This is a genomic window from Vibrio brasiliensis LMG 20546 (assembly GCF_000189255.1).
GTDB lineage: Bacteria > Pseudomonadota > Gammaproteobacteria > Enterobacterales > Vibrionaceae > Vibrio > Vibrio brasiliensis.
The window spans coordinates 1-23,637 of the sequence record NZ_AEVS01000057.1; the positions used below are offsets into that span (position 1 = coordinate 1).

Consider the following 23,637-nt stretch of genomic DNA (forward strand, 5'->3'; position numbering starts at 1 on the left):
AGATCATATATATAGATCTTATATATATAAGGTCTTTGCTCCTTTGAATGAAAAGCGTCAAAAGCATTTTCTCTCTTCGTGAAAGAAGGTAGAATAACGCTCTTTTTTATCTGTCCAACTCTCTATTGAATACCTGAGGTCGGTTCATGCTTTATCACGAAAAATTTGACGTCATTGTTGTTGGTGGCGGTCACGCAGGAACGGAAGCCGCACTCGCATCTGCTCGTACAGGGCAAAAGACGCTTTTACTTACTCACAACATTGATACGCTTGGTCAAATGTCATGTAACCCAGCGATTGGTGGTATCGGTAAAGGTCACCTGGTGAAAGAAGTCGATGCTATGGGTGGCTTAATGGCTCAGGCTATCGATCATGCGGGTATTCAATTTAGAACACTGAACGCTTCTAAAGGTCCTGCCGTTCGTGCCACTCGTGCACAGGCTGACCGAGCTCTTTACAAAGCTTATGTTCGTCATGCTTTAGAGAACACACCAAACCTAACCTTGTTCCAGCAGTCAGTCGATGATCTGATTGTTGAACAGGATCAAGCGGTAGGTGTCGTCACTCAAATGGGTCTGCGCTTTTATGCCAAAGCTGTTGTGCTCACAGTAGGTACTTTCCTTGGCGGTAAGATCCACATTGGTATGGAAAGTTCTTCAGGCGGCCGAGCTGGCGATCCTCCATCGATCGCACTGGCGGATCGTTTACGAGAAATGCCTTTCCGCGTCGATCGTCTAAAAACAGGTACGCCTCCACGTATCGATGCACGTAGCGTTGATTTTTCTGAGCTAGAGGTTCAGCACGGTGATAACCCTGCTCCGGTATTCTCGTTTATGGGTAACCGTTCTCAGCATCCTCGCCAGATCCCATGTTTTATTACTCATACCAATGAGCAGACTCACGACGTTATCCGCAATAACCTCGATCGTAGCCCTATGTATGCAGGCGTGATTGAAGGCATTGGTCCTCGTTACTGTCCTTCTATCGAAGACAAAGTGATGCGTTTTGCTGACAAGAACAGTCACCAGATCTTTATCGAGCCTGAAGGCCTTGATACTCATGAGCTATACCCGAATGGCATCTCTACCAGCTTACCATTTGATGTTCAGGTACAGATTGTTCGTTCTATGAAGGGCTTTGAAAATGCCCATATCGTTCGTCCTGGTTACGCAATCGAGTATGACTTCTTCGATCCGCGTGATTTGAAACAGACTTACGAAACCAAATTTATTAATGGTCTGTTCTTTGCTGGCCAAATCAATGGTACGACAGGCTATGAAGAAGCTGCAGCACAAGGCTTGATGGCTGGTCTTAATGCGAGTTTGTACAGTCAGGACAAAGAAGGCTGGAGCCCTCGTCGTGATCAAGCTTACATGGGCGTACTTATCGATGACCTGTCAACGATGGGTACTAAAGAGCCGTACCGCATGTTTACATCTCGTGCCGAATATCGTCTGTTGCTACGTGAAGACAACGCAGACTTGCGTTTGACAGCTCAAGCTCGTGAGTTGGGCCTGATTGATGATGCTCGCTGGGCGCGCTTTAACCAGAAAATCGACAACATGGAAACTGAGCGTCAACGCTTGAAAGAGATTTGGATGAATCCTAAATCTGATGGCGTTGAAGCACTTAACCAGCTACTGAAAACACCAATGGCACGTGAAGCAAGTGGTGAAGATCTTCTTCGTCGTCCCGAGATCAGTTATTCACAGTTAACAGAGCTGGAAGCCTTTGCCCCTGCACTGGAAGATCAACAGGCAGCGGAGCAGGTTGAGATCCAGGTTAAATACGAAGGTTACATCAAGCGCCAGCAGGAAGAGATCGAAAAATCTCTTCGTCATGAGCACACTAAGTTGCCTGCTGAGCTGGACTACAGTGCAGTGAAAGGTTTGTCTAACGAGGTAGTGGCTAAGCTATCAGAGGCGAAACCAGAAACTTTAGGTATTGCTTCGCGTATTTCAGGCATTACTCCGGCAGCAATATCAATTTTGCTGGTTCATTTGAAAAAGCACGGCATGCTGAAAAAAGGTGAGGAAGAGTAATGTCTCAACTAAGAACACAACTTGATGCATTGATCGCTCAGACTTCACTTGAGGTTTCCGATCAACAGCGCTCTCAGTTGGTTGGCTATGTCGAAATGCTCGACAAGTGGAACAAAGCTTACAACCTGACCTCTGTTCGCGATCCGCAAGAGATGTTAGTGAAACACATTATGGATAGCATAGTCGTTAGCACTCACTTACAGGGTGAGTCTTTTATCGACGTAGGTACTGGACCAGGGTTACCTGGTATTCCGCTGTCGATCATGAATCCTGATAAGCAATTTGTGTTGCTTGACAGCTTGGGTAAGCGAATTCGATTCATCAAACAGGTTCTTCACGAACTTAAGATTGAAAATGTGACGCCGGTTCAGAGTCGAGTTGAAGAGTATCTACCTGAAGATAAGTTTGATGCTGTACTAAGCCGAGCATTTGCGTCAATGACGGACATGGTCGAGTGGTGTCATCATCTGCCAAAATCTAACGGCGGACTTTTTCTTGCTCTCAAGGGACAATTACCACAGAGTGAGATTGAGCAATTACCTGAGTGGTGTTCTGTGACCGACATCAAAGCTTTGACTGTTCCTCAATTGGAAGGCGAGCGTCATCTAGTAATCTTATCGCGCAAGGAATAAAAGCGAGGTTCATTGTGGGAAAAATTGTAGCAATCGCCAACCAGAAAGGCGGGGTTGGTAAGACAACAACATGTATCAACCTGGCCGCATCAATGGCTGCAACCAAGCGTAAAGTCCTGGTGATTGATCTCGACCCGCAAGGTAACGCCACTATGGCTAGTGGCGTCGACAAATATCAGGTCGATGCCACCGCATATGAATTATTGGTTGAAGACGTACCGTTTGATGAAGTGGTGTGTCGCAAGACCTCCGGCAACTATGATTTGATTGCCGCAAACGGTGATGTCACTGCTGCAGAAATCAAACTGATGGAAGTCTTTGCCCGTGAAGTGCGTTTAAAACATGCACTGGAGTCAGTTCGCGATAACTATGATTTCATCTTTATCGATTGTCCTCCTTCTCTAAACCTTCTTACAATCAACGCTATGGCCGCAGCCGATTCGGTTTTGGTTCCAATGCAGTGTGAGTATTTTGCACTTGAAGGTTTAACCGCGCTAATGGATACGATCAGTAAGCTAGCTGCTGTTGTTAACGAAAATCTAAAAATTGAGGGGCTATTGCGTACTATGTATGACCCTCGCAACAGACTATCTAACGAAGTATCAGATCAACTTAAAAAGCACTTTGGCAACAAGGTGTACCGCACCGTTATTCCGCGTAATGTTCGCTTAGCAGAAGCGCCTAGTCATGGTAAACCTGCGATGTATTACGACAAATACTCCGCGGGCGCGAAAGCGTATCTTGCCTTGGCGGGAGAAATGCTTCGCCGCGAAGAAGTCCCTGCATAACGACAACCAAAGGAATTCCGTCTCATGTCTAAACGTGGTTTAGGTAAAGGGCTTGATGCCCTGCTTTCAACCAGTTCACTGGCGCGTGAAAAGCAACAGAGCGCCTTGCACAGTCAAGAACTGTCATCGGATGGTAATCTTACCGATTTAAACATTAATTGCCTTAAGCCTGGCATTTATCAGCCTCGTAAAGAGATGGAGCCTGAAGCGTTGGAAGAGTTAGCGGCTTCTATCGAATCTCAGGGAATTATCCAACCTATCGTTGTGCGTCAGGTTGAAAACGATAAGTTTGAAATCATTGCAGGTGAGCGTCGTTGGCGCGCAGCGCGCAAGGCGGGCTTAAAGCAAGTGCCGTGTGTGGTGAAAAATGTCGAAGATCGTGCAGCGATCGCTATGGCATTGATCGAAAATATTCAGCGCGAAGATCTGAATGTTATCGAAGAAGCGATCGCTTTGGATCGTTTGCAAGAAGAATTTAGTCTTACCCACCAGCAGGTGGCTGACGTTATCGGTAAGTCCCGTGCTGCGGTGAGTAACCTATTACGTCTAAATCAGCTAGAAAGTGACGTAAAGAGTCTGGTATCGGGTAATCAGCTCGATATGGGGCATGCTAGAGCCCTATTGGCGCTTGAAGGTGAGCAGCAAGTTGAAGTTGCTCAGCTGGTTGCTAAGAAGAAAATGACGGTTCGCCAGACAGAGCAATTAGTTAAAAAGTGCTTACAGCCAGAGCCTGAGGCAAAAACTGAGCCCCAAGACGCTGAGGCACAACAAATGTCACAAAAATTGAGTGAAATGCTTGGTGGCAAAGTGGCAATTGTGAGAGGTAGCAACGGGAAGTCGAAAGTGACGATTAGTCTTGATGAACCTCACAAATTAGAGCAACTAATTGCCAAGCTCGAAAGCTAAATGAGATAATTGATCTCAGTCAATATATGTAAAAAACGAATTTTTGTGCGAAAGTTGTCGGTTTGTAAACAAAATTGTAACTTTTTGCGGTGTTTTAATTGCAATCAGTTCGGCTCACCGTATAATTTTCGCCAATTTCCCAGCCCTGAGGTAGTTAAGCTGTGGATTTTACTAGAGGTACGAATACATGGTAGCTGCGTTAGCTAGACCAGGACGAGAGCTTGCAAAGCAATTGTTAATGATCCAGCTTAGCGCGGTTACACTATTGGCAGCAGGAATGGCGGTTGCTGTGAATGCTGAATGGGGACTTTCGGCGCTGATTGGTGGTGGCATTTTTGTCATTGCGAATACGGTTTTTGCGCTGTGTGCTTTTATGTTTAGTGGAGCTCGTGCTGCAAAGCGCATCGCGGCCTCTTTCTACACTGGTGAAGTACTAAAAATCCTCATAACGGTAGTTCTTTTTACCGTTGCCTACATGTATATGCAGGTGGAACTTGTTCCCCTTAAGCTAACCTATTTGCTGGCTCTAGGTATTAATATCTGTGCGCCAGTGCTATTCATTAACAACAAAAAATAGGATGAGTTATGGCTGCGCCAGGTGAAGCGCTAACGTCATCCGGATACATTGCCCACCACTTATCAAACCTTTCTTTAGCTAAGTTAGGCTTGGTAGCGGATGAAGCAAGTTTCTGGAACGTACATATCGATAGCCTGTTTTTTTCTTGGTTTACTGGTTTAATTTTCTTAGGAATTTTTTACAAAGTAGCGAAGAGAACTACAGCGGGTGTACCGGGTAAGCTTCAGTGTTTTGTTGAAATGATCGTTGAATTTGTCGCGGAAAACGTCAAAGACACGTTCCATGGACGCAACCCACTGATCGCGCCTTTAGCACTGACTATCTTTTGTTGGGTATTTTTGATGAACGTGATGGACTTAGTTCCGATCGACTTCTTACCTTACCCAGCAGAGCATTGGCTTGGTATTCCTTACCTTAAGGTTGTACCGTCAGCTGATGTTAATATCACCATGGCTATGGCTCTAGGCGTTTTTGCTCTGATGATTTACTACAGCATCAAAGTGAAAGGTCTAGGTGGATTCGCAAAAGAACTTGCTTTACATCCATTTAATCACCCAGTGATGATTCCGTTTAACCTACTGATTGAAGTTGTATCGCTACTAGCGAAACCTCTATCACTTGGTATGCGTCTATTCGGTAACATGTTCGCAGGTGAGGTTGTATTCATTCTTTGTGCGGCAATGCTACCATGGTACTTACAATGGATGGGTTCACTACCGTGGGCAATCTTCCATATCTTGGTTATTACGATTCAGGCTTTCGTGTTCATGATGTTGACAATTGTTTACCTGTCAATGGCACACGAAGACAGTGATCATTAATTTTATTTTTAAAGCTTTTTATTTGGGCACTAGCCAACAACTATAAATTGGAGATAGTAATGGAAACTTTACTGAGCTTTTCTGCAATCGCCGTAGGTATTATCGTCGGTCTTGCTTCTCTTGGTACAGCGATTGGTTTCGCACTTCTAGGTGGTAAATTCCTTGAAGGTGCTGCACGTCAACCAGAAATGGCTCCTATGCTACAAGTTAAGATGTTCATCATCGCTGGTCTACTTGATGCGGTTCCAATGATCGGTATCGTAATCGCACTTCTATTCACTTTCGCGAACCCATTCGTTGGTCAACTAGGTTAATCACTTTTAACTGTGGGCAAACTTCGGTTTGTCATTGATTAACACTAAGTCCGAATAGAAGGGGTAGCTGTTGTGAATATGAACGCAACTCTGCTAGGTCAAGCAATCTCGTTTGCACTATTTGTGTGGTTCTGCATGAAGTATGTATGGCCACCGTTGATGCAAGCGATTGAAGAACGTCAGAAGAAAATTGCTGACGGTCTACAAGCAGCTGAACGTGCTGCAAAAGACTTGGATCTAGCACAAGCAAACGCTTCTGATCAGTTGAAAGAAGCGAAGCGCACAGCAACTGAGATCATCGAGCAAGCGAACAAGCGTAAAGCTCAAATTCTAGATGAAGCTCGTGAGGAAGCTCAGACTGAACGTCAGAAAATCCTTACTCAAGCAGAAGCAGAACTTGAAGCCGAACGCAACCGTGCGCGTGATGAACTGCGCAAACAAGTTGCAACTCTGGCTGTAGCTGGTGCTGAGAAAATCCTTGAGCGTTCTATCGATAAAGATGCGCAAAAAGATATTCTCGACAACATTACTGCAAAACTTTAAGTCTGGGGGCGCATATGTCTGATTTGACTACAATCGCACGCCCCTATGCTAAAGCAGCCTTCGACTTTGCGGTAGATAAAGGCCAACTAGACCAATGGGGTCAAATGTTGTCTTTTGCTGCTGAAGTTGCCAAAAACGAGCAAATGAAAGAACTTTTAACGGGTTCTGTTTCAGCTGAGAAACTAGCTGAAGTGTTTGTTGCAGTTTGCGGCGATCAAGTTGATGCGCATGGCCAAAACCTTTTAAAGGTTATGGCTGAGAATGGTCGTCTAACGACCCTTCCTGATGTATGTGAACAGTTCTTCGCTCTTAAACAAGAGCATGAGAAAGAGATCGATGTTGAAGTTACTTCAGCAACAGAACTTTCTGATGAACAGCTTGCAAATATCGGCAGCAAACTTGAGCAGCGCCTTGAGCGCAAAGTAAAGCTGAATTGCAGTGTAGATGAGACCCTACTTGGTGGGGTTATAATTCGAGCCGGAGACTTAGTCATCGATGATTCAGCGCGTGGTCGTTTGAACCGCCTGAGCGATGCATTGCAGTCTTAATGGGGATTGGAGCATGCAACTTAATTCCACGGAAATTAGCGATCTAATCAAACAACGTATCGAGTCATTCGAAGTTGTTAGTGAAGCTCGCAACGAAGGTACTATCGTATCGGTAAGCGATGGTATCATCCGCATTCACGGCCTAGCGGACGTGATGCAAGGTGAAATGATTGAATTACCGGGTGGCCGTTATGCACTAGCACTTAACCTTGAGCGTGACTCGGTTGGTGCGGTAGTAATGGGCCCATATGCTGACCTTAAGGAAGGCATGAAAGTTACAGGTACTGGTCGTATTCTTGAAGTACCAGTTGGTCCTGAAATGCTTGGTCGTGTTGTAAACACGCTAGGTGAGCCAATTGATGGTAAAGGTCCAATCGAAGCGAAACTGACTTCGCCTGTAGAAGTAATCGCACCAGGTGTAATCGACCGTAAATCGGTAGACCAACCTGTGCAAACTGGTTACAAATCTGTTGACTCAATGATCCCAATCGGTCGTGGTCAGCGTGAGCTAGTAATCGGTGACCGTCAGACTGGTAAAACAGCGATGGCGATCGATGCGATTATCAACCAGAAAGACTCTGGTATTTTCTCAATCTACGTAGCAATCGGTCAGAAAGCATCGACTATCGCTAACGTAGTTCGCAAACTAGAAGAGCACGGCGCGCTAGCTAACACTATCGTTGTTGTTGCATCAGCTTCTGAATCTGCAGCGCTACAATACCTAGCGCCATACGCAGGTTGTGCGATGGGTGAATACTTCCGCGATCGCGGTGAAGACGCACTGATTGTTTATGATGATCTATCTAAGCAAGCAGTAGCTTACCGTCAGATCTCTCTACTACTAAAACGTCCACCAGGCCGTGAGGCATTCCCAGGTGATGTATTCTACTTACACTCACGTCTACTAGAGCGTGCTGCTCGAGTAAGTGAAGAGTACGTAGAAAAATTCACTAACGGTGAAGTGAAAGGTAAGACTGGTTCTCTAACTGCTCTTCCTATCATCGAAACTCAAGCAGGTGACGTTTCAGCATTCGTACCGACTAACGTAATCTCGATTACCGATGGTCAGATCTTCCTACAAACTGAGCTATTCAACGCGGGTGTACGTCCAGCTGTTGACCCAGGTATCTCAGTATCTCGTGTAGGTGGTTCAGCGCAAACGAAAATCATCAAGAAGCTATCTGGCGGTATCCGTACTGCACTAGCTCAGTACCGTGAACTAGCGGCATTCGCACAGTTCTCTTCTGACCTTGATGACGCGACAAAGAAACAGCTAGACCACGGTCAAAAAGTTACAGAACTAATGAAGCAGAAGCAGTACGCTCCAATGTCTGTATTTGACCAAGCACTAGTTATCTTTGCGGCAGAGCGCGGCTATTTAGCAGATGTTGAACTAAGCAAACTGCTAGATTTCGAAGCGGCTCTACTATCGTACGCTCGCGGTCAATACGCTGAATTTGCAGCTGAGATCGACAAGACGGGTGCATACAACGATGAAGTTGAAGCGCAGCTTAAGAAGCTGACGGACGACTTCGTAGCAACCCAAACTTGGTAATAGGTCGGTGGCAGTCTCTGCCACCAACTAATGGAGAGTAACGATGGCCGGCGCAAAAGAGATACGTAATAAAATCGGTAGTGTTAAAAGCACACAGAAAATTACGAAAGCGATGGAAATGGTAGCAGCTTCAAAAATGCGTCGTTCTCAAGATGCAATGGAAGCTTCTCGTCCATACGCTGAAACAATGCGTAAAGTGATCGGTCACGTGGCAAACGCGAACCTAGAGTACCGTCATCCGTACCTAGAAGAGCGTGAAGCTAAGCGAGTTGGTTACATCATCGTTTCTACAGACCGTGGCCTGTGTGGCGGCTTGAACATCAACGTGTTCAAAAAAGCTGTAACAGACATGCAGGCTTGGAAACAGAAAGGTGCTGAGGTTGAACTAGCAGTCGTTGGTTCTAAAGCAACAGCATTTTTCAACAACAGTGGCGCGAAAGTAGCTGCTCAGGTTTCTGGTCTGGGTGACCACCCAAGCCTAGAAGACCTTATCGGTTCTGTAAGCGTAATGCTGAAGAAATACGATGAAGGTGAATTGGACCGTCTGTATGTAGTGTTCAACAAATTTGTGAACACCATGGTTCAAGAACCAACGATCGATCAATTGCTACCTTTGCCTAAATCAGATAGCGAAGAGATGCAGCGTGAGCATTCATGGGATTACATCTATGAGCCTGAACCAAAACCTCTACTAGATACACTTCTAGTGCGTTATGTAGAGTCTCAGGTTTACCAGGGTGTAGTTGAGAACCTTGCTTGTGAGCAAGCGGCTCGAATGATTGCGATGAAAGCTGCAACGGATAACGCCAGCAACCTGATTGAAGACTTAGAACTTGTGTACAACAAAGCCCGTCAGGCTGCGATTACACAAGAACTGTCGGAAATCGTTTCAGGTGCTGCAGCGGTTTAAGCTTAGGTAAAACGAAATAGTTTAGAGGATTAACGATGGCTACAGGTAAGATCGTACAGATCATCGGTGCGGTAGTCGACGTAGAGTTCCCACAGAGCGAAGTACCTAGTGTATATGACGCTCTAAACGTTACGGACTCAAAAGAGCGTCTAGTTCTTGAAGTTCAGCAACAGCTAGGCGGTGGCGTAGTTCGTTGTATCGTAATGGGTAGCTCTGATGGTTTACGTCGTGGAGTTGAAGTTGTAAATACTGGCGCTCCAATTTCAGTACCAGTAGGTACTAAGACCCTTGGTCGTATCATGAACGTACTTGGTGATGCGATTGATGAGTGTGGTGAGATCGGTGCAGAAGAGACTTACTCTATTCACCGTGAAGCACCAAGCTACGAAGAGCAATCTAACGAAACTGCTCTACTAGAAACTGGCGTTAAAGTAATCGACCTGGTTTGTCCATTCGCTAAGGGTGGTAAAATCGGTCTATTCGGTGGTGCAGGTGTAGGTAAGACCGTTAACATGATGGAACTTATCAACAACATCGCACTACAACACTCTGGTCTTTCTGTATTCGCAGGTGTAGGTGAGCGTACTCGTGAGGGTAACGACTTCTACTTCGAAATGCAGGAAGCTGGCGTTGTAAACGTAGAGAAGCCAGAAGAATCGAAAGTAGCGATGGTTTACGGTCAGATGAACGAGCCACCAGGCAACCGTCTTCGTGTTGCACTGACTGGTCTAACAATGGCAGAGCGTTTCCGTGACGAAGGTCGTGACGTTCTACTGTTCGTTGATAACATCTACCGTTACACGCTAGCAGGTACAGAAGTATCAGCACTTCTAGGCCGTATGCCTTCTGCGGTAGGTTACCAGCCTACACTAGCAGAAGAGATGGGTGTTCTACAGGAGCGTATCACGTCAACTAAGCAAGGTTCTATCACGTCTGTACAGGCGGTATACGTACCTGCGGATGACTTGACTGACCCGTCTCCAGCAACAACGTTCGCGCACTTAGATGCAACGGTTGTACTTAACCGTAACATCGCTGCAATGGGTCTATACCCAGCGATCGACCCACTAGATTCGACGTCTCGTCAGCTTGACCCTCTAGTAGTAGGTCAAGAGCACTACGACACAGCTCGTGGCGTTCAGCAGACACTTCAGCGTTATAAAGAGCTGAAAGACATCATCGCGATTCTAGGTATGGACGAGCTATCTGAAGAAGATAAGCAAGTTGTATCTCGTGCACGTAAGATTGAGCGTTTCCTAACTCAGCCTTACCACGTAGCGGAAGTATTTACTGGCGACCCAGGTGTTTACGTACCTCTTAAAGAGACTCTACGTGGCTTCAAAGGTCTTCTAGCTGGTGATTACGATGACATTCCAGAGCAAGCGTTCATGTACTGCGGTACTATCGACGATGCTATCGAGAATGCTAAGAAGCTATAAGGCTAACTAGGAGGCGATATGGCAGCAATAACCTTTCACCTAGACGTAGTAAGCGCTGAAAAGAAAATCTTTTCTGGCCTTGTTGAAACGTTTCAGGTGACCGGTAGCGAAGGTGAGCTTGGTATTTTCCATGGCCACACGCCGCTGCTGACCGCTATTAAGCCTGGTATGGTGCGTATTGTTAAGCAGCACGGCCACGAAGAAATTATTTATGTTTCTGGTGGTATGGTAGAAGTTCAGCCTGGTACAGCGACTGTACTGGCTGATACCGCTATCCGTGGTGAAGAACTAGACGCAGCGAAGGCAGAGGAAGCTAAACGTCGTGCTGAGGAGAATATCCAGAATCAGCATGGCGATATGGACTTCGCTCAAGCGGCCAGTGAACTGGCTAAAGCCATTGCTCAGCTACGAGTTATCGAGCTGACAAAACAGCGTCGTTAATCAACAACGTTGTTTTGATAAGTGATAAAGGCGGTCGTAAGACCGCCTTTTTGCTTATTTTTTAACGGAAATTTTTCCTAATCAATTAACTAATCTAAGATTAGTGTCTAAAATACCCCTCAGATTTAGAACAACGTCCAATAGGTAACTCAATGAAATTTAGCGCGGTCATTCTCGCGGCGGGTAAAGGCACTCGCATGTATTCTAATAAGCCAAAAGTGCTGCATACGCTAGCGGGCAAACCAATGGTTAAGCATGTTATCGATACTTGTAACGGCTTAGGCGCGCAAAACATTCATTTAGTCTATGGTCATGGTGGCGATCAAATGCAAGCTGAGCTTGCCGGTGAAACGGTAAACTGGGTTCTGCAGGCGGATCAGCTAGGTACTGGACACGCAGTTGATCAGGCATCACCACAATTTGAAGATGATGAAAAGATCCTGGTTCTTTACGGTGATGTACCTCTTATCTCAGAAGAGACCATTGAAAGCCTGCTGGATGCACAGCCAACAGGCGGTATCGCGCTGTTAACCGTCGTGCTTGATAATCCAATGGGTTATGGCCGTATCGTGCGTCGCAATGGCCCTGTTGTTGCCATCGTTGAGCAGAAAGATGCGACTGAAGAGCAGAAGCTGATAAAAGAGATTAACACTGGTGTAATGGTTGCTACTGGCGGTGATCTTAAGCGTTGGTTGTCTGGTCTGAATAACAATAACGCTCAGGGTGAATACTACTTAACGGATGTAATCGCAGCGGCTCACGATGAAGGTCGTGCGGTAGAAGCTGTTCATCCGGTAAACCCAATTGAAGTAGAAGGCGTTAACGACCGTGCTCAGCTAGCTCGTCTAGAGCGTGCTTTCCAGTCGATGCAGGCACAAAAGCTACTAGAGCAGGGCGTAATGCTACGTGATCCAGCACGATTCGACCTGCGCGGTGAGCTTCAGTGTGGTATGGACTGTGAAATTGACGCTAACGTTATTATCGAAGGCAATGTATCGCTGGGTGATAACGTAGTAATTGGTACTGGCTGTGTACTTAAAGACTGTGAAATTGACGACAATACGATTGTTCGCCCTTACAGTGTGATTGAAGGTGCGACAGTTGGTGAAGAGTGTACTGTTGGTCCATTCACTCGTCTTCGTCCTGGTGCAGAACTGCGTAACGATGCTCACGTCGGTAACTTTGTCGAAGTTAAGAATGCTCGTATTGGTGAAGGCTCTAAAGCGAACCATCTTACTTATCTGGGTGATGCAGAAATTGGTCAGCGTACGAATGTAGGTGCTGGCGTGATCACGTGTAACTACGACGGTGCTAACAAGTTTAAAACTGTGATTGGTAACGATGTGTTTGTTGGCTCTGATTGTCAGCTGGTGGCACCAGTAACGATTGCTGATGGCGCTACAGTTGGCGCAGGTACCACGTTGACCAAAGATGTTGCTGAAGGTGAGTTAGTCATCACTCGCGCGAAAGAGCGCAAAATATCTGGTTGGCAACGTCCGGTTAAGCAAAAATAACCTAACTAACAGAATATAAAAAGCCGCTATTTGATAGCGGCTTTTTTGCATTCAGGTGACTAGTGACTCGGAACTTCAATACGCTTTTCTAGCCAGCGTACTGCTTGGGAGACAATCAATATCAACACCAAATACTCAAGCACAAGGAAAGTATAAATCTCTAAAGGTAAGTACTCATTAACCACCAGCTCATTGGCTCGGCGGGTTAAGTCACTCAGCCCGATGACACTGACTAGCGAGCTCATCTTAAGAATGTAGACGAACTGGTTGCCAAGAGGCGGTAGGATTTGTCGAAATGCCTGAGGAAGAATCACTAAACGCATTTTCTGCCAATAGTTTAAACCAAGTGCTTCCGCCGCTTCATGTTGCCCACGGTTAATCGCCTGGATCCCACCTCGAAAAACTTCTGCCATAAAAGCACTTTCTGCAATCGTCAACGCAATCACACCTGCCCAGAAATGATTCAAGCTCACATCCAGTAAGGTTGGCATTCCGTAGTACACCCAAAGCAGCAGGACTAAGACCGGAATTGAGCGGATTGACTCAACATAGATACGATTAATCGCTCTCAGAGGTTTTAGTGGTGATAGAGCTGGCAAAGAAACTATAAAGCCCAGAGTCATGGCTAATACCATACTCAGCAGAGAAACCTGTATCGTGTCACTAAATCCAGCGACTAAGAATTTAAGGTTGGTTTGGCCTTGTTCAGTAGTGGGATCTAATACATACCAGCCCCATTGATAATCGGAGCAGCCAGTCAGGAGCAGGACGGAAATAATCGATAAATAACGAGAAGTCACATTACACCTTGTATTGACTAATAAAATTCCTTTGTTGCTGCTATGTTATCAAATGAATCGACATTAAGCGTAACTACTTTAGGGATTTATAGAATGAAGAAATATATCTTAGCACTTGGAATGTGCTTACTGTCTGTTGGTCAGGCTATGGCTGAAACAAGCCGACTGCACGATATTCTTGATAAAGGTGTCTTGCGTGTCGGAACGACAGGCGATTGGAACCCAATGACGATGAAGGATCCAGCTACGAACAGCTATCGTGGTTTTGATATCGATGTCACCACTGAACTGGCTAAAGATTTAGGTGTAGAAGTCGAATACGTTGCCACTGACTGGAAGACTCTGGTTAACGGTATCACGGCCAACAAGTATGACATTACTGGTAGTGCTTCGCTGAATATGTCGCGTGCTAAAGTTGCAGGTTACAGCCAGCCTTATTTTTATCTGGCTTTTGTTCCTGTGGTGCAGAAAAAGGATTTAGCAAAGTTCTCTGACTGGGGGGATTTCGATAAGGCTGAAGTTAAAGTTGCAGCGACTTTGGGTACAGTTCAAGAGAAGATGGTTAAAGAATTCTTCCCATCGGCACAACATATTGTCATTGAAGCGCCAGCTCGAGACTTTCAAGAGTTGCTCGCTCGCCGTGCTGATGTCTCTGTTACCTCAAACGTAGAAGCGGCAACGCTGGTGGAGAAATTTAAACAACTGGCTATTGTTCCGGTTAAAGAACCACGTAAACCTACACCAATTGCGATGCTGTTACCGCAAGATGACCAAGTGTGGATTAACTACCTGAACCACTGGGTTGAACTGAAGAAAACGCAAGGCTTCTTTAAGCGCACCGCCGAAAAGTGGGGCCTGAAGAGTTTGTAATTACTTACTATAAAAAGAGCCGCATAGAGCGGCTCTTTTTATTATCGATTATTCGTCACTGACAACGCGTGCATTGTCTGGAGTGGTAAAGTGCTGAGACAGTTCACGGTTAGAAATGATATAACCTGCCCACAAACCACCCATACAGATGATGATGGCAATACCTGTTACGAACTGAGCCTGACTTGCCATCGCAGCAACCAGAGCACTTGATAGGCTGCTCACACAAATTTGGACACTGTTCTGCAGACCCGCTGCAGTTGCAGGGCTCTGTTTTGCACTGGCTAGTGCACGGTTTACTACGATTGGGTAAAGTGCACCGTTAGCGACAGCAATCAAACAGAATGGCGCCAGAATTGGCCAGATTGAGCTCAGTTGCCATTGTGAAGCGATAAAAATCAGCAGAGAGGCGACACTAAACAAGCCAATTAGCTGGCGAAGTACTTTCTCATCACCAAATTTTTTCACACCGACTTTGCCAAGGTAACCACCAGCCATAAAGGCGATTGTTTGTGGAATAAAGCTCAGACCGATATCTTTTGCTTCATAACCTAGCTGAGCCATGATTTCTGGCATACCGGTCAGGTAAGCAAAGAATGCTGCCGAAGCCGTAGCAAACATAAACACGTTGCCCAGATACGTTTTTGAGCCCAGCAGTGCTTTGATATCGCTAGAAACGCTGGTTTGCTTAGCTTCAACTTGCTCGTTGCGCTGCATCATTGTCGCAGCAACCAGAACAACACCAACCGCAGTCAGAGTGAAAAAGATACTGTGCCAGCCAAAGCTATCCGCAAGCAGAACGCCTAACTGAGGCGCCAGAGCTGGAGACAGCGCAACTAAAGGCATGATTGTGGCAAAGATCTGTTGGCTACTGCTTGAGTAACGCTTGATAACCATTGCCTGCCAGATAACAGCAGGAGCACAAACACCAATAGCCTGTACAAAGCGTAAGGTCAGCAATTGCCATACTTGATCGCTAAATGCTAAACCTAGTGAGGCCAGGGTAAAGATGACCAGACCAGCGGCTAGTGTATTGCGGTGACCAAATTTATCAGAAGCCAGACCCCATAAAAGCTGGCCGATAGCCATACCCGAAAGGAATACCGTTAAAGAGAGTGCGATCTGTTCGGGGCCAGTAGCAAAATCAGCTTCCATCGTTTTGAAAGCTGGCAAATACATGTCAGTGGCAACAAAGCCAAGCATAGACAGGGCTGCAAGGTAGAATAGTTGTAGTTTTGAAATTTTCATGATTATTCCAATCAAATTATTTAATCATTAATTACTCAGTATCAGTTGGCGCCAACCCTGATTTGTTTGCGTTGCCATTCTATTTTTCGATTTGTTGGAAATAAAACGCTAAAATTGTTAGTTATCAATCAAAAAAATTGAAAGGTTGTACATTATGTACTCAAAGTCCTCGTTGGAGATGCTGGATACGGTTGCCCGCTTAGGGAGTTTTACTGCGGCTGCAGAGGTATTGCACAAGGTGCCCTCTGCAATTAGCTATGGCGTTCGCCAGGTAGAGCAGGAGTTGGATGTTGTGCTGTTTCGCCGCTTACCGAGAAAAGTAGAGCTGACTCCAGCGGGAGAGCTGTTTATTGCTGAGGCTCGTATGCTTCTCAGGCAGATGGCAGAAATTCAGTCTCAAACGCGTCGCGTAGCTCATGGCTGGCAGTCAACGCTCAAATTGACCTTAGATAATGTTGTTAAACTCGATAAGCTCAAGCCCTTGGTCGAAAGCTTCTATCAAGAATTCGAGTTCGCTGAGCTACAAATAAATATGGAAGTATTTAATGGCTCGTGGGAGGCGATTGCTCAAGAGCGTGCAGATATTGTGATTGGTGCAACTTCCGCAATACCGGTTGGCGGTGACTTTGAAGTCAGGGATATGGGCGTTCTTGATTGGGCGTTTGTTATGTCTCCAGCGCATCCATGTGTCAGGGAACAGTACCTTTCCGAAGAGTTTGTTAGTCAGTTTCCGGCGATTTGTCTCGATGATACCTCCAGTGTGCTACCGAAGCGTCATACTGGTCACTATCCTAAACAGCGCCGACTGTTGCTGCCAAACTGGTACAGCGCTATCGAATGTTTGAAAAACGGGGTTGGTGTTGGTTATATGCCTCGACATATTGCGATGCCATTGATTCATGATGGTGTGCTGGTGGAGAAGACATTGCCTGATGAAAAACCACTTAGTCAGTGTTGTCTGGTATGGCGCAAAGATGATAACCATAAACTGATCCAATGGATGATTGATTACTTAGGATCTTCGAACCAGTTGCATCAAGACTGGCTGAAGTATTGATCAAATAAAAAACGCCAGCTAATGCTGGCGTTTTCGATCTTTTAAGCTTGTATTACGGACGCTCAAATACGGTAGCGATCCCCTGACCCAGACCGATACACATAGTCGCCAGACCGTACTTGGCGTCTTTGGCTTCCATCAGGTTAATCAGTGTCGTTGAGATACGAGAACCTGAACAACCAAGTGGGTGGCCTAGAGCAATAGCACCGCCGTTGAGGTTAACTTTCTCGTCCATTACATCTAGCAGACCCAGATCTTTCGCACATGGCAGTGATTGGGCTGCAAAAGCTTCATTAAGTTCAACCACATCCATATCTTCGATAGAAAGACCAGCGCGCTTCAGGGCTTTCTGGGTCGCAGGTACTGGACCGTAACCCATGATAGATGGATCGCAACCCGCAATCGCCATACCTTTAATGCGAGCACGGATAGTTAAGCCTAACTCGTTAGCTTTCTCTTCACTCATGATCAGCATCGCTGAAGCACCATCTGAAAGAGCAGAAGAAGTACCCGCTGTCACTGTGCCGTTAGCAGGATCGAACACCGGGCGAAGCTGGGACAGGCCTTCGACAGATGTTTCAGGGCGAATGACTTCATCATGGTCAAGAGTAAACAGAGTACCGTCAGCAGCATGACCTTCAGTTGGCAGAATTTCGTTCTTAAAACGACCTTCTACTGTCGCAGCATGTGCGCGAGCGTGTGAACGCGCAGCAAACTCATCTTGCTGTTCGCGGCTAATACCATGTAGCTTACCAAGCATTTCTGCTGTTAAGCCCATCATACCTGCAGCTTTAGCTACGTTCTTAGACATGCCTGGGTGGAAGTCGACACCATGGTTCATTGGTACATGACCCATATGCTCCACACCACCGATTAAACAGATTTCCGCATCACCAGTCATGATTGCGCGTGTGCCATCATGCAGTGCTTGCATTGATGAACCACACAGGCGGTTTACCGTAACAGCGCCAATTTCAATAGGCAGGCCAGCAAGCAGAGCGGCATTACGAGCAACGTTAAAACCTTGCTCAAGAGTCTGCTGTACACAGCCCCAGTAGATATCTTCAATTTCGCTCGGGTTAACCTGAGGGTTACGTGCCAGAATACCTTTCATTAGATGTGCAGAAAGATCTTCAGCTCGAGTATGACGGAAAGCACCACCTTTAGAGCGACCCATTGGAGTACGTAGACAATCTACAATAACAACATTTCTTTTATGCATAGACATTTGTGAATCTCTCCTTAGATTGAACCTTGCTGTTGAGTGCCGTAGAAGGTTTCACCCTTAGCTGCCATATCGATAAGTAGCTGAGGAGCCTGATACATAGCACCCAGATCAGCGTACTTCTTGGTCATTTCGACAAACTCAGCAATGCCGATGCTGTCTAAGTAGCGGAATACGCCACCACGGAAAGGAGGGAAGCCTAGTCCGTAAACTAATGCCATATCTGCTTCTTGTGGTGAAGCAATGATATTCTCTTGTAAACACAGTACGACTTCGTTGATCATTGGAACCATCATACGTTCAATAATGGTTTGCTCATCGAACTCGCCTGGTGCGCTGCATACGTCAGCAAGAACAGGTAAGATCTCGTCACTGAAGGTTTTCTTCGGCTTACCGCGTTTATCTACACTGTAGCTGTAGAAACCGCTGCCATTCTTCTGACCGTATTTATCTGCTTCGAACAGTGCATCAATCGCGTCACGTTCAGATTTACCCATTCTTTCAGGGAAACCTTGCGCCATAACCGCTTGAGCATGATGAGCTGTATCAATACCAACCACATCAAGTAGGTATGCAGGGCCCATTGGCCAGCCAAACTTACGCTCCATGATCTTGTCAATCTTAGTGAAATCAGCACCATCGCTAAGAAGCTTGCTAAAGCCTCCGAAATACGGGAATAGAACGCGGTTTACAAAGAACCCTGGGCAGTCATTAACAACAATTGGAGATTTGCCCATCTTAGCGGCGTAAGCGACTACTCGGTTGATGGTTTCATCAGAGGTGTGCTCACCGCGGATGATCTCAACTAATGGCATTCTGTGAACCGGGTTGAAGAAGTGCATACCACAGAAGTTTTCTGGACGCTTAAGTGACTTCGCGAGCAGGTTGATTGGAATCGTTGAAGTATTTGAAGTGATAACGGTATCTTCACTAACGTGAGATTCTACTTCGCTAAGTACTGCAGCTTTCACTTTTGGGTTTTCAACGACAGCTTCAACAATAACATCGGAGTTCTCGATACCTGCGTAGTGTAGGCTAGGAGTTATCGACGCCAGAATACCAGCCATCTTGAAACCGTCGATGCGGCCACGAGACAGGCGTTTGTTTAATAGCTTAGAGGCCTCAGTCATCCCTAAATCAAGTGATGGCTGAGCGATGTCTTTCATTAGTACAGGCACGCCTTTCAGTGCCGACTGGTAAGCAATACCGCCACCCATGATGCCTGCGCCCAGAACCGCCGCACGTTGTGTATCTTTGCTTGCTGACTTAGCCGCTTTTTTAGCGATACCTTTGATGTACTGGTCGTTGAGGAATAAGCCAACTAAAGACTTCGCTTCCTCTGATTTTGCCAGTTTTACAAAGTATCCGCGTTCAATATCTAGTGCTTCGTTACGAGCGAATCGGGCACCTTCTTCTATTGTTTTAACCGCAGTCATTGGCGCTGGGTAGTGTGGTCCTGCTTTTTGCGCAACCAAACCTTTCGCCATAGTGAAGCTCATCATTGCTTCGAGTTTGCTTAGTGATAGAGAAGACGTTTTTTGTTTACGGCGCTCTTTCCAATCTAGCTTTTCGTTTATAGCTTGAGTAAGCGTAGTAATCGCAGATTCGTAAAGAGCGTCTGTTTCGACAATGGCATCTAGCAGGCCAATTTTCAGTGCTTCATCTGCACGGCAAGCTTTACCTTGAGTAATGACTTCCATTGCACTATCCGCACCAATCACTCGTGGTAAACGAACACAGCCGCCAAAACCAGGCATGATTCCGAGTTTTGTTTCAGGCAGACCGATGCTGGTGGTTTTATCACCAATACGCATATCTGTAGCGAGTACACACTCACATCCGCCACCTAGAGTATGGCCTTTCAGTACAGATAGCGTAGGTACAGGTAAATCTTCAAGTTTGTTAAAGATGCTATTGGCAAATTGTAGCCACTGGTCGAGTTCAGCTTCGGGCTTGGCAAACAGGCCTAAAAACTCAGTGATATCTGCGCCAACTATAAACGCATCTTTATCTGAGGTCAGTAGTAGACCTTTTAGAGAGCTATGCGCGTATAAGGCATCTAAAGCTTTATCAAGTGATTCAAGAGTGGCAAGGTCGAGCTTATTGACAGACGCTGGTGCACAGAAGCTCAGTTCAGCGATTCCATCTTGTAATTCCTTTACCTGTAGGTTTTTGGCTTGGTAAATCATTGTCTATCTCCATGACATACAATCTTGGATTGCGTGTATAGCATCTCAAACAGATAACACCTTTGGGTGTCGTTGACGTGAGCTGCTATAAAGGAAAGTGGTTTTATTTTTATTCTGGTTAGACCAGTTGTTTTAGTTTGGACTTGCCTTTGGTTAAATTCAACACATTTTTTAAACAAGTGTTTAACATTGTGCGCTCGTACATATCTTAGGCGACGTTAAAATAGCTCTCATGCTACACTGACCGGACAATCCCAATTGAACTGACAACATGAATGACCAGCCATATCTGATCCCTGCACAAGCTGCTAGTTTTGAAGAAGAAATTAAAAAAAGCGTCTTTATCACTTATCTCGCACATACCCCTTCGATTGAAGCAGCGAAAGCGTTTGTTGAGCAGATAAAAGCCAAGCACGCAGATGCGCGACATAATTGCTGGGGTTTTGTTGCGGGTCGTCCGGAAGACTCCATGAAGTGGGGTTTTAGTGATGATGGAGAACCTTCAGGCACTGCAGGGAAACCAATACTTGCGCAATTGTCTGGTTCTGGGGTTGGTGAAATCACAGCTGTGGTAACACGTTACTCCGGGGGAATAAAGCTTGGTACAGGTGGACTGGTTAAAGCTTATGGAGGCGGAGTGCAGCAAGCTCTCAAGTTGCTTCAAACAATTGAGAAAAAAATAACCACAGAGCTATTACTAGAGTTAGACTATGGGTTTATGCCGATTGCGCAATCACTCTTGCCTCAATTCGGAGCACAAGAGGTGAGTGCAGACTACAGCGAGTCGGTTAAAATGGTTGTAGAGATAGAAGTCCGTCAGGTCGCTGACTTTACTCAGACCATCATAAATAAAAGCGCTGCCAAGGTGCAGATAACACCCTTGGACAAACTATAAAGATAATCAGGAAGTCGGAAGCTACGCTTCATAAATCAGTCTATTCATGCAATTTCGATCAATTATTCGCATCGTAGGGCTTCTGCTCGCCCTCTTCAGCATCACTATGCTCGCTCCGGCGTTAGTCGCTCTGATCTATCGCGATGGTGCAGGTGTGCCTTTTGTTACCACCTTCTTTGTACTGTTGTTTTGTGGTGCTGTTTGCTGGTTCCCTAATCGCCATCATAAACATGAGTTAAAGGCTAGGGATGGCTTCCTGATCGTTGTTTTGTTCTGGACGGTACTAGGGAGCGCGGGTTCCATACCGTTCTTGATTGCAGACAACCCTAACGTTTCAGTCACTGATGCCTTCTTTGAATCCTTCTCAGCACTGACGACGACTGGTGCAACGGTTATTGTTGGTTTAGACGAGTTACCTAAAGCGATACTGTTCTATCGTCAGTTCCTACAATGGTTTGGTGGCATGGGGATAATCGTATTGGCAGTAGCCATCCTACCTGTGCTGGGTATCGGTGGTATGCAGCTATATCGAGCTGAGATCCCAGGTCCGGTCAAAGACTCTAAGATGACCCCAAGAATCGCTGAAACAGCCAAGGCGCTATGGTATATCTACCTTAGCTTGACGATTGCTTGTGCTGTCGCGTTCTGGTTTGCCGGTATGACACCATTTGATGCAATTGGGCATAGCTTCTCTACTATCGCGATTGGTGGCTTCTCTACCCACGACGCAAGTATGGGGCACTTTAATAGTTATGCGATTAACATGATCACGGTAGTGTTCTTGCTTATCTCCGCATGTAACTACTCACTTCACTTCGCTGCATTTGCATCTGGTGGCGTGCATCCAAAATACTACTGGAAAGATCCTGAGTTCAGAGCCTTTGTCTTTATTCAGATATTGCTGTTTATCGTCTGCTTCTTAATTTTGTTGAACCATCACTCATATGGTTCGATTTATGACGCTTTTGATCAGGCGTTGTTTCAGACCGTTTCTATTTCTACTACTGCGGGATTTACAACAACTGGATTTGCAGACTGGCCACTGTTTTTACCTGTTCTACTACTTTTCTCTTCCTTTATTGGTGGTTGTGCAGGTTCTACAGGCGGTGGTATGAAGGTTATCCGTATCCTGTTGCTAACACTACAGGGTGTTCGTGAGCTTAAGCGTTTGGTTCACCCGCGCGCTGTTTACACCATCAAGGTCGGCGGTAGTGCACTACCACAACGAGTCGTTGATGCTGTATGGGGGTTCTTCTCAGCATATGCGTTGGTGTTTGTTGTTTGTATGCTAGGACTGATTGCAACCGGTATGGATGAACTTAGTGCGTTTTCTGCCGTAGCAGCAACATTGAATAACTTAGGTCCGGGTCTTGGTGAAGTCGCGCTGCACTTTGGCGACGTTAATGACAAAGCAAAATGGGTACTGATCGTATCCATGCTATTTGGACGACTAGAAATCTTTACTTTATTAATTTTACTTACGCCGACATTCTGGCGTAGCTAAGGAGACAATGTGGCCAAAGCATTATTCCTTTACTCAACACGTGAAGGTCAAACTAAGAAAATCTTCCAACACATCGATGGACAGCTTGATGGTTATGATTGTGATTTTGTCGACCTTCATACTATAGATGACATTGATTTCGAAAAGTATGAACGTGTGCTGGTTGGTGCCTCTATTAGATATGGTCACCTTAATAAGAAGCTATATCAGTTTATTCAAAGAAACTTAAAGGCTCTTCAAACCAGCAAAGCCGCTTTCTTTTGTGTCAACCTGACCGCTAGAAAAGAAGACCAGGGTAAAGATACGCCTGAAGGTAGTGCTTATATAAAGACGTTTCTTAAAAAGTCACCGTGGCAACCTGAGTTAATTGGTGTGTTCGCTGGTGCTCTCTACTATCCGCGTTACAACTGGTTTGACAGAACCATGATTAAATTCATTATGAGTATGACGGGCGGAGAGACCGATACCAGTAAGGAAGTCGAGTACACTAACTGGGAAAAAGTCACTCTCTTTGCCAATAAGTTTAAAGATATGTAAAGAAAAGGGCATTTTTTAGCACTTTTAGATCGAAATTTAATCGAACAACAAAAAAGTAAGAAAAAACACAAAAAAGGGGTTGCCAAGTTTCTGCCGATCTCTATAATGCCCCCTCGCTGACACGGGAACGGTTCGAAAGAAACGAAAGCCCAGTTAGCAAGGTCAATTAGCCAAGCGGAAACGCTTGAAAAAAGTTTGAAAAAAGTGGTTGACACTAAACTTTATCTCGCTAAAATGGCCGTCCGATTTGAGCGGAGCGCGTAGTTCGAAGCTCAGTCGGAA

The 23,637-nt window shown here is 45.7% G+C and carries 23 protein-coding genes; 19 read left to right on the top strand and 4 right to left on the bottom strand.

The features are described from left to right. The first annotated feature begins 146 nt into the window (after nucleotides 1–146). The 14 genes from mnmG (at nucleotide 147) to glmU (ending at nucleotide 13,030) form a co-directional block, all read left to right on the top strand. Nucleotides 147–2,042, top strand: coding sequence for a tRNA uridine-5-carboxymethylaminomethyl(34) synthesis enzyme MnmG (mnmG, locus tag RH46_RS09670; RefSeq protein ID WP_006879247.1), 1,896 nt, complete (start codon nucleotides 147–149; stop codon nucleotides 2,040–2,042). Further along, the gene (gene rsmG / locus RH46_RS09675; RefSeq protein ID WP_006879249.1) at nucleotides 2,042–2,674 is read left to right on the top strand and encodes a 16S rRNA (guanine(527)-N(7))-methyltransferase RsmG; all 633 of its coding nucleotides are present in this window, start codon (nucleotides 2,042–2,044) and stop codon (nucleotides 2,672–2,674) included. Before mnmG ends, rsmG begins: the two co-directional genes overlap by 1 nt. 14 nt (nucleotides 2,675–2,688) lie before the next feature. Continuing rightward, complete coding sequence (locus RH46_RS09680; RefSeq protein ID WP_006879250.1) at nucleotides 2,689–3,462, top strand: ParA family protein; 774 nt, start codon at nucleotides 2,689–2,691, stop codon at nucleotides 3,460–3,462. Between the two features lie 24 nt (nucleotides 3,463–3,486). After that, nucleotides 3,487–4,368 carry a ParB/RepB/Spo0J family partition protein gene (locus RH46_RS09685; protein ID WP_006879251.1) on the top strand — a complete coding sequence of 294 codons (882 nt, stop codon included), beginning with the start codon at nucleotides 3,487–3,489 and terminating at the stop codon, nucleotides 4,366–4,368. Nucleotides 4,369–4,555: 187 nt separating this feature from the next. Beyond that, nucleotides 4,556–4,945 carry a F0F1 ATP synthase subunit I gene (locus tag RH46_RS09690; protein ID WP_006879252.1) on the top strand — a complete coding sequence of 130 codons (390 nt, stop codon included), beginning with the start codon at nucleotides 4,556–4,558 and terminating at the stop codon, nucleotides 4,943–4,945. Between the two features lie 8 nt (nucleotides 4,946–4,953). Further along, nucleotides 4,954–5,766 carry a F0F1 ATP synthase subunit A gene (gene atpB / locus RH46_RS09695; RefSeq protein ID WP_006879253.1) on the top strand — a complete coding sequence of 271 codons (813 nt, stop codon included), beginning with the start codon at nucleotides 4,954–4,956 and terminating at the stop codon, nucleotides 5,764–5,766. Between the two features lie 59 nt (nucleotides 5,767–5,825). Then, nucleotides 5,826–6,080, top strand: a complete 255-nt coding sequence (atpE, locus tag RH46_RS09700; RefSeq protein ID WP_002540812.1) for a F0F1 ATP synthase subunit C — start codon at nucleotides 5,826–5,828, stop codon at nucleotides 6,078–6,080. Nucleotides 6,081–6,152: 72 nt separating this feature from the next. After that, complete coding sequence (gene atpF / locus RH46_RS09705) at nucleotides 6,153–6,623, top strand: F0F1 ATP synthase subunit B (protein WP_040895569.1); 471 nt, start codon at nucleotides 6,153–6,155, stop codon at nucleotides 6,621–6,623. A gap of 14 nt (nucleotides 6,624–6,637) precedes the next feature. Then, complete coding sequence (gene atpH, locus RH46_RS09710) at nucleotides 6,638–7,171, top strand: F0F1 ATP synthase subunit delta (RefSeq protein WP_006879257.1); 534 nt, start codon at nucleotides 6,638–6,640, stop codon at nucleotides 7,169–7,171. 13 nt (nucleotides 7,172–7,184) lie between these two features. Further along, complete coding sequence (atpA, locus tag RH46_RS09715) at nucleotides 7,185–8,726, top strand: F0F1 ATP synthase subunit alpha (RefSeq protein ID WP_006879258.1); 1,542 nt, start codon at nucleotides 7,185–7,187, stop codon at nucleotides 8,724–8,726. A 43-nt stretch (nucleotides 8,727–8,769) separates the two neighbouring features. Further along, nucleotides 8,770–9,636, top strand: a complete 867-nt coding sequence (atpG, locus tag RH46_RS09720; RefSeq protein WP_006879259.1) for a F0F1 ATP synthase subunit gamma — start codon at nucleotides 8,770–8,772, stop codon at nucleotides 9,634–9,636. Between the two features lie 35 nt (nucleotides 9,637–9,671). Then, nucleotides 9,672–11,075 carry a F0F1 ATP synthase subunit beta gene (gene atpD / locus RH46_RS09725; protein ID WP_006879260.1) on the top strand — a complete coding sequence of 468 codons (1,404 nt, stop codon included), beginning with the start codon at nucleotides 9,672–9,674 and terminating at the stop codon, nucleotides 11,073–11,075. A gap of 18 nt (nucleotides 11,076–11,093) precedes the next feature. After that, complete coding sequence (locus RH46_RS09730; protein WP_006879261.1) at nucleotides 11,094–11,516, top strand: F0F1 ATP synthase subunit epsilon; 423 nt, start codon at nucleotides 11,094–11,096, stop codon at nucleotides 11,514–11,516. A 152-nt stretch (nucleotides 11,517–11,668) separates the two neighbouring features. Further along, nucleotides 11,669–13,030 (top strand): bifunctional UDP-N-acetylglucosamine diphosphorylase/glucosamine-1-phosphate N-acetyltransferase GlmU, encoded by a 1,362-nt coding sequence (glmU, locus tag RH46_RS09735; RefSeq protein ID WP_006879262.1) that lies wholly within the window; start codon nucleotides 11,669–11,671, stop codon nucleotides 13,028–13,030. 59 nt (nucleotides 13,031–13,089) lie between these two features. Here glmU and RH46_RS09740 read toward each other — a convergent pair whose 3' ends face one another. Beyond that, nucleotides 13,090–13,830, bottom strand: coding sequence for an amino acid ABC transporter permease (locus RH46_RS09740; protein WP_006879264.1), 741 nt, complete (start codon nucleotides 13,828–13,830; stop codon nucleotides 13,090–13,092). A 93-nt stretch (nucleotides 13,831–13,923) separates the two neighbouring features. On the opposite strand from RH46_RS09740, the gene RH46_RS09745 reads away from it, so the two are divergent. Then, nucleotides 13,924–14,700 (top strand): transporter substrate-binding domain-containing protein, encoded by a 777-nt coding sequence (locus RH46_RS09745; protein ID WP_006879265.1) that lies wholly within the window; start codon nucleotides 13,924–13,926, stop codon nucleotides 14,698–14,700. A 48-nt stretch (nucleotides 14,701–14,748) separates the two neighbouring features. Here the strand turns inward: RH46_RS09745 and punC are convergent, their stop codons facing one another. Next, on the bottom strand, nucleotides 14,749–15,948 hold the full coding sequence (punC, locus tag RH46_RS09750; protein ID WP_006879266.1) for a purine nucleoside transporter PunC: 1,200 nt from the start codon (nucleotides 15,946–15,948) through the stop codon (nucleotides 14,749–14,751). Between the two features lie 154 nt (nucleotides 15,949–16,102). Between punC and punR the strand changes: the two genes are divergently transcribed. Further along, nucleotides 16,103–17,005, top strand: a complete 903-nt coding sequence (gene punR, locus RH46_RS09755) for a DNA-binding transcriptional activator PunR (protein WP_006879268.1) — start codon at nucleotides 16,103–16,105, stop codon at nucleotides 17,003–17,005. Between the two features lie 52 nt (nucleotides 17,006–17,057). Here the strand turns inward: punR and fadA are convergent, their stop codons facing one another. Both fadA and fadB read right to left on the bottom strand, forming a co-directional pair. Continuing rightward, a complete protein-coding gene (fadA, locus tag RH46_RS09760) occupies nucleotides 17,058–18,233 on the bottom strand; it encodes an acetyl-CoA C-acyltransferase FadA (protein WP_006879269.1) in 1,176 nt (391 codons plus the stop codon). Nucleotides 18,234–18,247: 14 nt separating this feature from the next. Next, nucleotides 18,248–20,419, bottom strand: a complete 2,172-nt coding sequence (gene fadB, locus RH46_RS09765; protein ID WP_006879270.1) for a fatty acid oxidation complex subunit alpha FadB — start codon at nucleotides 20,417–20,419, stop codon at nucleotides 18,248–18,250. Nucleotides 20,420–20,690: 271 nt separating this feature from the next. On the opposite strand from fadB, the gene RH46_RS09770 reads away from it, so the two are divergent. The 3 genes from RH46_RS09770 to hemG are packed head-to-tail and all read left to right on the top strand — an operon-like array spanning nucleotide 20,691 to nucleotide 23,355. Further along, nucleotides 20,691–21,314: a YigZ family protein gene (locus RH46_RS09770; protein ID WP_006879271.1), complete on the top strand. Its 624-nt coding sequence runs from the start codon at nucleotides 20,691–20,693 to the stop codon at nucleotides 21,312–21,314. A gap of 46 nt (nucleotides 21,315–21,360) precedes the next feature. Next, nucleotides 21,361–22,818 carry a TrkH family potassium uptake protein gene (locus RH46_RS09775; RefSeq protein ID WP_006879272.1) on the top strand — a complete coding sequence of 486 codons (1,458 nt, stop codon included), beginning with the start codon at nucleotides 21,361–21,363 and terminating at the stop codon, nucleotides 22,816–22,818. A 9-nt stretch (nucleotides 22,819–22,827) separates the two neighbouring features. Beyond that, nucleotides 22,828–23,355, top strand: coding sequence for a menaquinone-dependent protoporphyrinogen IX dehydrogenase (gene hemG / locus RH46_RS09780; protein ID WP_006879273.1), 528 nt, complete (start codon nucleotides 22,828–22,830; stop codon nucleotides 23,353–23,355). Nucleotides 23,356–23,637 lie beyond the last annotated feature (282 nt).

What these genes read in the sequence shown, in the direction of transcription:
- RH46_RS09770 (WP_006879271.1), top strand. Translation starts at nt 20,691, where the DNA reads ATGAATGACCAGCCATATCTGATCCCTGCACAAGCTGCTAGTTTTGAA.
- RH46_RS09730 (WP_006879261.1), top strand. Translation starts at nt 11,094, where the DNA reads ATGGCAGCAATAACCTTTCACCTAGACGTAGTAAGCGCTGAAAAGAAA.
- rsmG (WP_006879249.1), top strand. Translation starts at nt 2,042, where the DNA reads ATGTCTCAACTAAGAACACAACTTGATGCATTGATCGCTCAGACTTCA.
- RH46_RS09690 (WP_006879252.1), top strand. Translation starts at nt 4,556, where the DNA reads ATGGTAGCTGCGTTAGCTAGACCAGGACGAGAGCTTGCAAAGCAATTG.
- punC (WP_006879266.1), bottom strand. Translation starts at nt 15,948, where the DNA reads ATGAAAATTTCAAAACTACAACTATTCTACCTTGCAGCCCTGTCTATG.
- atpE (WP_002540812.1), top strand. Translation starts at nt 5,826, where the DNA reads ATGGAAACTTTACTGAGCTTTTCTGCAATCGCCGTAGGTATTATCGTC.
- atpH (WP_006879257.1), top strand. Translation starts at nt 6,638, where the DNA reads ATGTCTGATTTGACTACAATCGCACGCCCCTATGCTAAAGCAGCCTTC.
- fadB (WP_006879270.1), bottom strand. Translation starts at nt 20,419, where the DNA reads ATGATTTACCAAGCCAAAAACCTACAGGTAAAGGAATTACAAGATGGA.
- punR (WP_006879268.1), top strand. Translation starts at nt 16,103, where the DNA reads ATGTACTCAAAGTCCTCGTTGGAGATGCTGGATACGGTTGCCCGCTTA.
- RH46_RS09685 (WP_006879251.1), top strand. Translation starts at nt 3,487, where the DNA reads ATGTCTAAACGTGGTTTAGGTAAAGGGCTTGATGCCCTGCTTTCAACC.
- mnmG (WP_006879247.1), top strand. Translation starts at nt 147, where the DNA reads ATGCTTTATCACGAAAAATTTGACGTCATTGTTGTTGGTGGCGGTCAC.
- RH46_RS09745 (WP_006879265.1), top strand. Translation starts at nt 13,924, where the DNA reads ATGAAGAAATATATCTTAGCACTTGGAATGTGCTTACTGTCTGTTGGT.
- RH46_RS09775 (WP_006879272.1), top strand. Translation starts at nt 21,361, where the DNA reads ATGCAATTTCGATCAATTATTCGCATCGTAGGGCTTCTGCTCGCCCTC.
- atpB (WP_006879253.1), top strand. Translation starts at nt 4,954, where the DNA reads ATGGCTGCGCCAGGTGAAGCGCTAACGTCATCCGGATACATTGCCCAC.
- atpA (WP_006879258.1), top strand. Translation starts at nt 7,185, where the DNA reads ATGCAACTTAATTCCACGGAAATTAGCGATCTAATCAAACAACGTATC.
- glmU (WP_006879262.1), top strand. Translation starts at nt 11,669, where the DNA reads ATGAAATTTAGCGCGGTCATTCTCGCGGCGGGTAAAGGCACTCGCATG.
- atpD (WP_006879260.1), top strand. Translation starts at nt 9,672, where the DNA reads ATGGCTACAGGTAAGATCGTACAGATCATCGGTGCGGTAGTCGACGTA.
- fadA (WP_006879269.1), bottom strand. Translation starts at nt 18,233, where the DNA reads ATGTCTATGCATAAAAGAAATGTTGTTATTGTAGATTGTCTACGTACT.
- atpG (WP_006879259.1), top strand. Translation starts at nt 8,770, where the DNA reads ATGGCCGGCGCAAAAGAGATACGTAATAAAATCGGTAGTGTTAAAAGC.